Source organism: Bradyrhizobium sp. MI1.10 (genome assembly GCF_055811035.1).
In genome coordinates this window covers 13951-26431 of the sequence record NZ_JBVVPN010000017.1, presented here as the reverse complement: position 1 = coordinate 26431, position 12481 = coordinate 13951, and the positions used below count along the sequence as shown (strand labels likewise).

General features: G+C 58.5%; 10 protein-coding genes and 1 pseudogene. 4 read left to right on the top strand and 7 right to left on the bottom strand.

Annotation, left to right across the window (positions count from 1 at the left end; translation table 11 throughout):
• Positions 1–54: 54 nt before the first annotated feature.
• The gene (locus tag AC0L3K_RS19050) at positions 55–1674 is read left to right on the top strand and encodes a GMC family oxidoreductase (RefSeq protein WP_473366588.1); all 1620 of its coding nucleotides are present in this window, start codon (positions 55–57) and stop codon (positions 1672–1674) included.
• 301 nt (positions 1675–1975) lie between these two features.
• Positions 1976–3535: a MocR-like pyridoxine biosynthesis transcription factor PdxR gene (pdxR, locus tag AC0L3K_RS19045; RefSeq protein ID WP_473366587.1), complete on the top strand. Its 1560-nt coding sequence runs from the start codon at positions 1976–1978 to the stop codon at positions 3533–3535.
• Between the two features lie 12 nt (positions 3536–3547).
• Here the strand turns inward: pdxR and AC0L3K_RS19040 are convergent, their stop codons facing one another.
• The 6 genes from AC0L3K_RS19040 to AC0L3K_RS19015 all read right to left on the bottom strand — a co-directional run bounded on the left by AC0L3K_RS19040 (position 3548) and on the right by AC0L3K_RS19015 (position 9067).
• On the bottom strand, positions 3548–4738 hold the full coding sequence (locus tag AC0L3K_RS19040) for an ABC transporter substrate-binding protein (protein ID WP_473366586.1): 1191 nt from the start codon (positions 4736–4738) through the stop codon (positions 3548–3550).
• Between the two features lie 322 nt (positions 4739–5060).
• Complete coding sequence (locus AC0L3K_RS19035; RefSeq protein ID WP_473366585.1) at positions 5061–6293, bottom strand: NAD(P)/FAD-dependent oxidoreductase; 1233 nt, start codon at positions 6291–6293, stop codon at positions 5061–5063.
• Between the two features lie 24 nt (positions 6294–6317).
• A complete protein-coding gene (locus AC0L3K_RS19030) occupies positions 6318–6962 on the bottom strand; it encodes an FMN-binding negative transcriptional regulator (protein WP_473366584.1) in 645 nt (214 codons plus the stop codon).
• Between the two features lie 44 nt (positions 6963–7006).
• Positions 7007–7225 carry a rubredoxin gene (locus AC0L3K_RS19025; protein WP_473366583.1) on the bottom strand — a complete coding sequence of 73 codons (219 nt, stop codon included), beginning with the start codon at positions 7223–7225 and terminating at the stop codon, positions 7007–7009.
• Between the two features lie 577 nt (positions 7226–7802).
• Positions 7803–8441 (bottom strand): DsbA family protein, encoded by a 639-nt coding sequence (locus tag AC0L3K_RS19020; protein ID WP_473366582.1) that lies wholly within the window; start codon positions 8439–8441, stop codon positions 7803–7805.
• A gap of 29 nt (positions 8442–8470) precedes the next feature.
• The gene (locus tag AC0L3K_RS19015) at positions 8471–9067 is read right to left on the bottom strand and encodes a helix-turn-helix domain-containing protein (protein WP_473366581.1); all 597 of its coding nucleotides are present in this window, start codon (positions 9065–9067) and stop codon (positions 8471–8473) included.
• Between the two features lie 259 nt (positions 9068–9326).
• Here AC0L3K_RS19015 and AC0L3K_RS19010 point away from each other — a divergent pair, with 259 nt between their 5' ends.
• Positions 9327–10640: an MFS transporter gene (locus tag AC0L3K_RS19010; RefSeq protein ID WP_473366580.1), complete on the top strand. Its 1314-nt coding sequence runs from the start codon at positions 9327–9329 to the stop codon at positions 10638–10640.
• A gap of 321 nt (positions 10641–10961) precedes the next feature.
• Complete coding sequence (locus tag AC0L3K_RS19005; protein ID WP_473366579.1) at positions 10962–11891, top strand: SDR family oxidoreductase; 930 nt, start codon at positions 10962–10964, stop codon at positions 11889–11891.
• Positions 11892–12128: 237 nt separating this feature from the next.
• Here AC0L3K_RS19005 and AC0L3K_RS19000 read toward each other — a convergent pair.
• Positions 12129–12461 (bottom strand): annotated as a pseudogene (locus tag AC0L3K_RS19000) (MarR family transcriptional regulator); the annotation flags it as partial.
• Positions 12462–12481: the final 20 nt, after the last annotated feature.

The following is a 12481-nucleotide window of genomic DNA, read 5'->3' as shown; positions in this document are numbered from 1 at the left end:
AAAAATCCACTATGGCATCCAAGGCCCCTGCACACTCGTGGAGGAGGCCAGGCAATGCAGCTGCAAGGAGATTACGACTACATCGTCGTCGGGGCGGGCACGGCGGGATGCATTGTAGCGAACAGGCTGTCCGCCGACCGGCGCAACCGGGTGCTCCTGCTCGAAGCAGGAGGGCAAGATAACTGGATCTGGTTTCACATTCCCGTCGGATACCTGTTCGCAATTGGTAATCCGCGGTCGGATTGGATGTTCAAAACGGAGAACGAACCCGGGCTGAATGGTCGCTCACTCGCTTACCCTCGGGGCAAGGTGGTCGGCGGCTCGTCAGCGATCAACGCAATGATTTCGATGCGTGGACAAGCATCCGATTACGACGGCTGGCGTCAGCTCGGCCTGGACGGCTGGGGCTGGGACGACGTCCTGCCGGCTTTCCGAAGGCTCGAAGACCACTTCCTTGGTGAGAGTAACGTCCACGGTACAGGAGGTGGCTGGCGTATAGAGGCGCCGCGCGTTTCCTGGAAGGTCCTCGACGCTATCGCGGAAGCCGCAGTCGAAATGGGAATTCCGCGGACAGACGATTTCAACACCGGCGACAACGAAGGAGCGGGTTACTTCCATGTCAATCAATTGCGCGGGCGCCGCTGGTCGTCGGCAAGAGGCTTTCTGAAGCCGGCCCTGTCCCGGCCGAATCTCCGGCTGGAAACGGGCGTCTTGGTAGACAAGCTGCGTGTCGAAAACCGGCACGCAGTCGCTGTCCGTTACATAAAGGACGGGCAACCCATCGAAGCGAGAGCGAGAGGCGAGATCGTCCTATGCGCCGGAGCGATCGGATCGGTCCAAGTTCTCCATCGTTCCGGAATAGGCCCCTCCGACTGGCTCGTGCCGCTTGGAATTGACGTTGTACACGAAAGCCGTGGCGTTGGACGAAATCTTCAGGATCACCTCCAGCAGCGCGCCATCTACAAGGTGGAGGGCATCCGCACGCTGAACGAAACCTACCATTCGCTTGGTCGAAGGGCGTGGATGGGCATCGACTATGCCCTGCGCAGGCGCGGCCCGCTGACCATGGCCCCCTCGCAACTGGGTATATTCACCCGATCGGACTCAACCCGCGACCGGGCGAACATCCAGTTCCACGTCCAGCCGCTCTCTCTCGACAAATTCGGCGACCCTCTTCACCGCTTCCCCGGCGTTACAGTCGCCGCATGCAACCTGCGGCCCACATCACGGGGGACGATCCGGCTTGGCTCCAGTTCACCGCATGATGCTCCGCTGATCGCCCCCAATTATCTTTCAACGGACGACGACAGGATCGTTGCGGCGGACGCGATCCGAGTGACGCGGCATTTGATGCGGCAAACGGCGCTGAAGCGATACAATCCCAGAGAATACGTACCTGGCCCGACGGTCGGTGACGATTACGCGTCCTTGGCGCGGGCGGCAGGCGACATCGGAACGACGATCTTCCATCCGGTCGGAACCGCAAGGATGGGTTCGAGCAATGACCCTACTGCCGTCGTTGATGAGCGGCTCAGAGTGCGTGGAATGGGCGGGCTTCGCGTAATCGACGCGTCCATCATGCCGACGATCACGTCCGGCAACACAAACACTCCCACCGCTATGATCGCAGAGAAAGGAGCTTTGATGATGTTGGAAGAGGCGCGTCTACGGTAGACGGCCGCCTTAGCGGAAAGAGTCGCAATTCGCGTCTGAGCTTTGGATTCCTGCGCAATCTTTGCCTGAGAAGGCCGTCGCTGCGGGTTCACAGCAAAGTCTTGGAAGGTATCCGAAGGAGGCGGCGTGCAGCGGTCGCGGCGCCACTGCCGATCGGGCAAACTCGCTAAACTTCGTGATACCGAGGTGAGGAGCTTCGGGGGGCGTAGCACCCACCACAAGATAACGCTCCTTCACCATCCCTCGGAATTGGCCTATTGTTTGCTTCAGATTTCGGGAGAATAGGTGGACCAGAAGACCGATGGCAAGGCGCCGAAACATCATTGCGATCCCCTCGTTGGGTTGTCTCGACAGGACTGCGGGCCGGGTCGGGCATCAATTAACCCAAGCCCTTCGCGAGGCGATCTCGAAGGGGATCTTGAAGCCCGGCGAGCGCCTCCCATCCACTCGCGCTCTTGCGAATTCACTCCAACTCGCAAGAGGAACGGTCATTGAGGCGTTTCATCAGCTGCATGCGGAAGGCTACCTTGAGGCGCGGGCCAGAGGCGGCACGATCGTGGCCAACGTTAATGCTGACAGCGACCTCGTAACCCGCGCTGAGGCGTTTACCGGACCAGCACCGATCGGTCCTGTGTTGCCGGAAAACGTCGCGCGTCTTGCTCAGGTCGCGCGGACTCTCCGGCCTCAAGGCGCAGCACCGTTTGCGATCGCTCATCCGGCAGGTGCAGTGGCGCCCGACGACAAATGGCGGCGTCTCGGCAATCGGGTCCGCGCCCTTCGCCTAGCCGCTCCCTCCGGCTACATTGACCCGAAGGGATTGCCAGATTTGCGGATCGCGATTGCCGATTACGTCCGCAAGGCGCGCGGAGTCAAATGCGAGCCCGATCAGGTCGTAATCACGGCGGGTACGCAGCAAGGGCTTTTTCTGGCTGCGACCGTTCTTCTTTCGGACGGAGACGCGGTATGGGCGGAAGATCCCGCATATCCTGGCATTGTCGCGGTTCTCGGAAACTTCAACGTCCAGACCTCTCGGATCCCCGTCGACGCACAGGGCATCGATGTCCAGGAAGGTCTCGTCCGATGTCCAAAGGCTAGAGTCGCCTTCGTTACGCCATCGCATCAATACCCGCTCGGCATGCCGATGAGCATGGCGAGACGCACGGCTCTGCTGTCGTGGGCCCGCCAGAACAATGCGTGGATTGTCGAGGACGACTATGACAGCGAGCTTCGGTACGCGGGACATCCATTTCCGTCCCTGCAGGGACTCGATCCTACACGCGTCATCTATCTGGGGACGATGAGCAAGGTGCTGTTTTCCTCCATGCGGATTGGATACGCAATCGTCCCCGTTCCCCTGGTCGATGCGTTCGCGGGAGCCCGTGCTCTCATTGACCGCCATTCTCCGGCCGCCGATCAATATGTGCTCGCCCAATATATGCGTGAGGGGCACTTTGAAGCTCATATACGGCGTATCCGGGGCTCTTACGCAGAACGACGAGCCGCCCTGATCTCTGCCATCCAGAGAGAGCTCCCGTCGTGGGCGGCACTCCAACCAAGCGACCAGGGTATGCACCTAGTGCTTTGGCTTCCTGTCGACCTCGACGATGTCAAGCTTGCCCAGCAGGCGCACAAGGCAGGGTTGGTCGTGCGACCGATCTCGCCCATGTACCAAGATGCGCCGGCTCGTTTTGGTCTAATGTTGGGCTTCGGCGGCTTTTCCGTCACTGAATTGGAGGCGGCTGCAGTCCGCCTCAGAGGCGTGCTTGAGGCATCGGTCGGCGCCGACAAAAAACCCAAGCTGTCTAAGCCTCCACGGATGGAAACTGCCGGACAATATCTGTCTGCCAAGTCTACGTCATAGCGCCGGGCTCGTTCATTTCATCGTCGAAGGACAACCGCTTGCGGCCGCGGATAGGAAGGCCTTCTCACCGGGAATCGTCGCGAGAAGCTTGTAGTAATCCCAAGGCTTCTTGGACTCATTGGGCTGTTTCACTTCAAAAAGATACACATCGTGCACCATTCGACCATTGGCGAGGACCTTGCCGGTGGCGAAGTCATCATCAACCGGAAGCTCGCGGAGTTTGCCAGCGACTGCGTCGCTGTCCTTCGTGCCTGCAGCCTGAACTGCTTTAAGATACTGCAGCGTGGCTGAATAGGTGCCGGCGTGGACCATATTTGGCATCCGAGCGGTGCGCTTGAAGAACCGCTCGCCGAAATGGCGCGTGCGGTCGTTCAGGTCCCAATAGTATGCTTCTGTCAAGACAAGGCCCTGCGCGGCAGGCAACCCAAGGCCGTGCACCTCCGCTACAGTAAGCAACAGGCTCGCGAGCTTTTGCCCACCCGCCACGAGCCCGAACTCTGCAGCTTGCTTGATGGAATTGCTGGTATCCAGGCCTGCATTGGCCAACCCCACGATCTTGGCTTTAGAACTCTGTGCCTGCAGCAGGAACGAGGCGAAATCGGAAGCGTTGAGCGGATGGCGGACTGAGCCGAGAACCGCTCCCCCTTTCGCCTTCACAATCTCGCTGGTGTCTTTTTCGAGCGCATATCCAAATGCATAGTCGGCTGTGAGGAAGAACCAGGTGTTGCCGCCGGCTTCGGTCAAGGCGCCACCAGTGCCGATACCGAGCGCGTGTGTATCATACGCCCAATGGAAACCGTAGGGATGGCAGGCGTCTCCGGTGAGCCGGGATGTCGCCGCACCGGTGACGATATCGATCTTCTTCATCTGCTTCGCCAATTCGTGGACTGCCAATGCGACTGAGGACGCGTTGAGATCGGTTATCATGTCCACGCCGTCGAGCTCGAACCAACGTCTGGCAATACTCACGGCAAGATCGGGCTTGTTCTGATGGTCGGCCGTGACGATCTCGATCTTCTGTCCGATCACCATCGGCCCGAAATCCTCCACGGCCATCTTGGCGGCCTCAACCGACCACTTCCCTGCGAAGTCGGCGTAAAGCCCTGACTGGTCGTTGAGGACCCCGATTTTGACTTGGCTCCAACCGGGCGTCGCCCCCATAACTGTCGCAACGATCGCGACCGCACCAATCTTCTTCAGCATTCGTGTTCCCCATTTCACGGCAGTGGCACCGGCCCTTGATAGGCTCTCGACTCCACTCCTGTAAGTACAGTTCCAGATTCGAGAAAATGCGTTGGGCCAGATGATCGTGGCGCTTGCGCCGGCAAGTAGCCCAGCGCTGATGTGTCTGAGCCACAGCAAGAGAAGTGCCGCAATCGTGTGTTCGATCGCGACTTCCAAACGTCGCAGCACATGAGTTCGTGAACGTTGACCAGCCGCCGGGGTCTGCCACTGCTTGCCCCTGCCTCTTCATTGCGCAACGAGCTATGAGCCCGCACGGCTGGGCGCCGCCAGGTCTTAATATCTACGGCAAACCACTCGCACTCGCAGAAACAAGGGCTTGGTCTAGTTCCGAGACATCGAGGACGTGCTCGGAGGCGATGGCATCCTTGAGCTGCCGTATGGGTGCGGCGATGTCCCGGACGGAGCCCAATCCGCTGACGCCCCACAGCCGACCATCATTCCCGACCGACAGGTGCAATCGTGCCCCGCCGACCTCTCGCGTCACGGTGAGACTACCGAGTGCCGGTAGCCCTGCAACTTGCAGCGTAAGATCGTATTGGTTGCTCCAGAACCACGGCACAGGATCGAATGGCCTCTGCTGACCGAGCATGTTGCGCGCAGCAGCATCAGCTTGGTCCTCGGCGTTGCGCCAGTTCTCTATTCTTAGATGGCGGCCGAACAGCCGACTCTCGTAGCGGCAGACGTCGCCGCAGGCGAAGATGTTTTTGTCGTTGGTCTGGAGGAAACGGTCGGTGATGATTCCATCATCGACATGGAGACCCACGTGTATGGCGAGCTCTGTCCTAGGCTTTACGCCGACCCCATATACGACCGCGTCGCAATCCAAGGCCTCGCCGGACTCCAATCGGACGCACGAGACCTTATGCTCGCCCTCCAGCGCCGCAACGCTAACGCCGAACCGGATCTCAACGCCACGCCGACGATGTGCCTCAACGAGAGCGGCCGAAACAATCCGCGGAACGTTGCGTGCCATCGCAATTGGCGCCATCTCCAGCACATGGACGGCGCAGCCCCGTTCTACCGCGGCTGCTGCAACTTCGAGTCCAATGACTCCAGCACCGATCACCACCACGCGGGCACCAGGCCGCAATGCTCCGGCGATCGCATTGGCATGTGCAGGGGTCCGAAGGGGCCAAACCCCGTCGAGATCCGCCCCCGGAACAGGTAGCGTGTTAAGCGACGATCCGGTCGCCAACAGGAGCCGATGGTAACGAAGTTCATGCCCGTCGCCCAACAGAACGCGCGAGTCGTCACGTTCGATGCGCGCGACAGGCCTTCCCAGCAGGAGATCGATGCCCTTTTCGAAGTACCAGTTTTTCGGGAAGAACGCGCACTGATCTGCTGTCTTTGAGCCCAACAGCACGGCTTTCGACAGCGGCGGACGATCGTAGGGCAAATGACATTCATCGCCGATCAAGGTAATCGGACCGCTCCAGCCGTGCTTGCGCAGGGCTGCCGAGGTCTTGGCCCCGCTATGGCCTCCGCCAACAACTACGATAGGACGTTGCGTCACCAGTGTTCCGGGCATATCGCGCCGTCAGGCTTGCTCCGCCTTGGCCGCAGCGGCTGCGAGCATTGCATCGCCGATCACATCCTTGCCCTGCGCCTTGAGCGCGTTCCCTGCACCGAGAATGTCTCGGAGTTCTTTATTCTGGCTAAGCTTCGACTTGCCGACGAGGCGTGTAATCTCGATCTCGATTCCAACGATCATCTTGAGCATCATGTCGATGTAATCCTTGGGGCTGTCGGTCATCTTCCAAGGATCGGCCTGCTTCGCCTCGTGGATGCGCGTCAGGCGCGCAACCATGCCACGGACGTAACGTTCATCGTCGCGGATCGTCACGCGTCCGTACACATGAGCTACCATATAGTTCCAGGACGGGACCTGCTTCTTGAACTCGACTTTGCTTGGATACCAGTTCGGCGCGATGTAGGCATCCCCGGCACGGAAAACGATAAGCACCTCGTCGCCCGTGGTGACATCCTGCCAAACTGGATTTGCGCGAGCGACATGCGAATGAAGGACGCCCTGCGGCCCCTCGTTCGCGTGCAATTCGAACGGTAAGTGATTTGCGTCGAGCCCGCTCTTTCCATTGGTAAAAAGGACGCCAAGAGGATTCTTCTCAATGAGATCGTGAAGCGCCTCGGGGCGCAACTCAGCGAAATGTGGGGGGACGTACATATCGACTCCTAATCGCTCGTGCCGCTGCATCAACGGGATTTCGTTCAGACCTCGGTCATCTGGAATTCGGCCTTGCCTGCGCCGCAATCAGGGCAGCTCCAGTCGTCAGGGACGTCCTCCCAGCGAGTGCCAGGCGGAATCCCCTCGTCGGGCCATCCTTCCGCCTCCCTGTAGACAAGCCCGCACAGCGCACACATCCAGATCTTGTAGACTGGTGCGCCAGCCGTTGTTTCGGAGCGCACCTGAGGGCTTTCATTGCTCATCTCACAATCCCTATCCGTGGAGGGTCCATGAGGCCCGTGTAGGCTATAACTGGTTCATTCTACAGAGCCAGTTTGTGGCAGTTTTGATGGACCAGATTGGCATCGTTAGCCACCGCGGTCCGAGGCGGCCAGCGGCCGATCGGACGTGCCAATTGGTGCTGCGGTGGTCTGCACAGCCACAGCAACCTGAAAATTGCTGTGGCTAGATTGTAGCTTGCATGCGGGCACGAAGGACCGCTGGCCGAGTCGATCAGGCCGAGCTCGAGTTTATCAGGTTCTGCGAGCTACACGTCGGTACTCCTAGCGCCGAGGACCGAGATAAAGTCTGGTTCGATGCAGCGGAATTTTGGCTGGAACGAGAGCACGCCGGAGGTGAGGCCCCCTCTCGGAAATGATCGAGAAGGTTCGACCGTATCTGCCTCCTTGCATGGAGAATCACAGGAATGGCAGCACGCCCAAGACCGCGCGAACTAGGATCTATCGCAAAGCCCAGCGAAAGCCATGCCGCAGGTTGCTGCCGTCCTACTTCGTCCTAAAAGCCTGATAAGCGTGCGGAAAGGGACACAGTGAATTGCCGTCATTGCCTACGTCCGAGATTGAGGCCCTTTCCCCGCACCAGTTTTGCCTCGAGCATTTCGAGCCGGTCCTGGCCCCAAAATCGTTCGCCCTCAAACACGTAAAACGGCGAGCCGAAAACGCCAGCCTCTAGCGCGCGCGTGGTGTTGGCCGCATATTCTTGCCGCACATCAGCTGCGGTTGCCGCCTCCAAAAGGCCCCTGCCATCGTAACCGGCCTGAGCTGCGATTTTTACCAAGGCGTCACGATCGGCGAGATTCTCGTCCTCAACCCAAATGGCCCGCATCATAGCATTAGTGAGATCATTGACGTTCAATCCGCGATGCTGTGCGGCAATAAGCATGCATGACGCGATATCCACGTCGACAGGGAAATACGCGGGCTCGATGTTCACCTTCATGCCGAGACACTCGCTCCAGCGCTTGAGCTCCTCGGTTCGATAGGCGCGTCGCTGCCAGGATCGCTGTTCCAGGACGATGCCGCCGCTTCCTGCATAGACGTCCTGCATCCGCATAGCGATATAGTTGATGCGAGCTCCGTGACGGGCTGCCATCTGTGTAAACCTGACATGCCCGAGATAAGCCCAGTCGGACATCAGCCATACGTAGTAGTCGATAGATGGAGTCGCTTGCTGGAGCATCAGGGGCCCTCGGAACGGTGCTGTGTGAATCAATCTCGGCTGATGACGATGAGGACGGTCGCACGCGCGCCGACGCGCCGCACCTGGTGGACGAGGTGTCCCGGAAACTGCAAGAAATCGCCTGAGCCCATGATGACACTACGGTCTGCGAACTTTACCTCAATCCGGCCCGTAATGACGTAGAGCGACTCTTCGCCGGAATGTTCTGCGTGGCTTCCCTCGCTGAAGTGAGCTGGTGGCGTCATCAGGAACGCTTCTGCCCTTCGGCTTGATCCGGCCGGAGACAGTGGAACAAACGAATATCCGTGAACCGGGTCCTCCTCCGGCTCACGATTCGCAGTGCGGACGAGGTGAATGTCTGAATCTATCGTCTGCTCGCCGAACAGCAGCGCTACGGGAATGTCTAATGCACGTGAGAGTTTGACCACAGTAGCGATTGATGGAGCCTTGGCATCTTTCTCAATTCGAGAAAGAAAACTCTTGTTCAGCCCCGTCTCGAGAGCGAGCTCATCAAGGGTCATGTTCTTGTTGCGACGGCATGCGCGCAAACGCGCGCCTATTCGTCCAGCGGACCGTACATCAGGAGTGGCGTGCTCCGGCTTGCTCGCTCGAACTCTTTTGGTCATTGCGTTTGCATCGTCAGTTGGATCTCCCAGACATCGTGAATTCGATGCTCTGCTTGATCCTTCACGCAATATGCCTTGAAGCCGAAACTGGCAAGCAAGTTGGTCCAACGATACCGCCCCGGGCCCTTGTATTGCTCTGAAACACCGCCCTTTCAAAGCGCGGGATACTGAGATAGGGTTCATTGCGGGCAACATGTTGTCCAGCAGACCATCACGGAACGACGACACTGTCAAGGCAGCCGGGGCCGATCAACCTTCAATGGAGAAGATGATGACTGTCTACGAGAGTACGCCGACTATGACGACCGCAAACGACGCATCAAAGGGATGGGTGGCGGCAGCGACCGTGATCGGGACCACGATCGAATGGTACGACTTCTTTATATTTGGCACGGCTTCTGCGCTTATCTTCAACAAGCTGTTCTTCCCCAGCATTGATCCGATTAGCGGCACACTGGCTTCGTTCGCGACATTCGCAGTCGGTCTGTTTGCCCGCCCGTTCGGTGGGCTTATCTTCGGGCACTTCGGAGACCGGATCGGGCGAAAGAGCATGCTCCTCCTTAGTTTGTTTCTGATGGGCATTCCGACCGTCTTGATCGGACTTCTCCCAACCTACTCGCAGCTCGGGATCTGGGCGGCTGTGTTGCTTGTCATCTTGCGAATCTGCCAGGGAATTGCGGTCGGCGGCGAATGGGGCGGAGCCGTGCTGATGGCGGTCGAACATGCCAATGGCAAGAAAGTGTCACTGTTTGGCAGCTTGCCGCAGGCCGGCACTCCTGCTGGATTAATCATTGCGACTCTAGTGTTCGCCTATATGAGCACCTTCTCGGACGCTGATTTCCTCGCGTGGGGGTGGCGGGTGCCATTCCTCGCTAGCATCGTGTTGATCGCATTAGGAACGTTTGTGCGATCGAAGGTCGCTGAGAGCCCCGTATTCCTGCAAGCGAAGAATGATGGCCAGACTGTCGACGTCCCAAGTGCGGAAGTGGTGAGTAGGCATCTCCGCTCTCTGTTGCTCGCGGTGGGGGCCAAGCTCGCCGAAGTCACGTTATTCTACTTGGTAACTGTGTTCATTCTTCAATACTCGACCGCAACATTGGGCCTTTCAAGAGGCGAGGTATTGAATAGCATTCTCCTGGCCGCAACCGTCTGCTTGATCGCAATTCCCGTTTACGGTCACTTCGGGGACAAGCTCGGCGCGCGTACGGTCTATTGCGTCGGTGGCATATTGCTTGCGCTATTCGCGATTCCACTCTTCCTGATGATCAACACCAAGGAACCGTTGTTGATTCGCGTTGCGATAGTGATTTCGCTAGGCCTTATTTATCCAACAATGTTCGGTCTGCAGCCCGCGTTATATTCGGCTCAATTCCCGCCGGGCGTTCGCTATAGCGGTATGTCGCTCGGCGTACAGATCGCTGCGGCGATTGGGGGCGGACTTGCTCCGATTATCGCGACGGCGCTGCTTAGTGCAACGGGCAGCACCTTATCCATCGGTCTTTATCTGGGTGCGCTGGCCTTATTGGCCGCTGGTTGCGCATTTGCAATGAAGTCACCGAAGAAAGGAGTCTAGCTGCGCCAGCCGGAAAATCTGGTGCGCCGACGCGCGCACCAGACGCAATGGGTCGGAGCAGCGTGGAACGACGGGGGCGGCGAAGCGCAACTATGCCGGAGTGTACAGGTCGAGGTGATCTGCGCCGTACACCGCGTCTCCCGGGTAGTGCCAGTCGTCGCGCGGTTGGTTGCTGGGAACCAGTACGGACGAGTTTGCCAGGCTCGCTGCTGATGCGCGGGTGTGCTGCCACTGAGGCGGCACCAGGCCTAGTAGGGAGCTGATGAAGCCTTCATTGAGCCATTTCGGTGTGGTGAAGTGGATTGACCAAGAGAAGCACTGATGAAAAATGATTCGATAGGCTCAAGTATGTCGCTCCAGGCAGGCCGCTTGATTGTTGTCACCGGGACGGCCGGGTTAGCATATGAATGTGCTTCGGCGCTCGGGCAAGCGGGCGCGGAGATCATTCTGGCTGGTCGTAATAGAATAAAGGGAGAAGCTGCGATCGCGAAAATCCGATCGAGCCTGAGATCGGCAAATCTTCGCTTTGAGCCCGTCGACCTGGCCGATCTCGGCTCCGTTGCGGATTTCGCGAGGCGTCTGCGCGGTAACTACGAGCGATTAGATACACTCATTAACAATGCCGCCGTGATCATGGCGCCGCGCCAACAACTGACCAACGATGGTTTTGAATTGCATTTCGGCACGAATTATCTTGGTCACTTCGCATTGACCGCTCACCTCATGCCGCTCTTGCGGGCAGGACGTGACCCGCGTGTGGTCAATGTCTGCGCACTGGCGGCGAACGGTGGCGTCATCGGCTTTGGTGACATGCAGTCGGAACATCGGTACCGGCCGATGGCAGCGTATGCGCAGTCGAAACTGGCGAACCTGATGTTTTCACTTGAACTTCACCGCCGCGCGACTGCTAAGCAGTGGGGCATCAAGAGTATTGCCGTGCATCCTGGCTTAGCGCGCACAGATCTCTCAGGCATAAGACCTGATCCAACAAGGCAGAACAGAATGCCCTTCTTGCTTCGCGTGCTGGCTCCGCTTCTGCTTCAATCTTCCAAACAGGGGGCGTTACCGCTTTTATATGCGGCAACGTGCCCGGAGGCCAAAAGTGGAGGATATTACGGACCAGATGGTTTCATGGAAACAAGAGGGCCGCCAGCACCTGCGAAGGTGCCGCTTAATGCTCAAGACCACGCCGTTGCGAAGCGTTTGTGGGAGATATCAGAGGAAATGACACACGTCCGTTTCGGGGAATGAGCAACCATCGCTCTCAGTTCCGACGTTCGATCGAGATCGCAACGCCTCATACGTCATAGCTCTTCGAGAGGCTTACGATCTGCCCGCTAGTGGCCGCTCTTCCGAGCGAGGTACCGACGAACGAAGGTGGGGCATGTTGCCGCGAGACGATCAGGATCAACACGACCCGAACGGCTGATGTACTGGTGTGCGAACTCCTAGGCGGAGGCTTATGTGCTCATCAAAATGCTCGTACCAATCATTTGGGTCCGCAGCCCGACCGATCAAACCGAGCTCCGCACATTGATCGACCAGCTCCCCCATTGCCTGCTTGCTCATCGAAGCACGGCGGGCAAGTTCGGTTAATCGGGTCCCCTCCACATCGAGATTGCGGGTCAAGCTGACATGTGCAATTCGGGTCTCGGCGTGATCGCTTGCGCTCATCAGCTCGAGAACGCGGGCCTCCAAACGGTGGACCGCGTTATTAAGTAGCCGCCCCACATTGGCATGCCGCCAGGCTGTCCCAGAGTTCTTGGTTCTCAATTGACCTGAGTTCCGAATCGATTGACCAGATGTGGAAATGCATAGCATGCTTGGTTCAGGAACCGTAG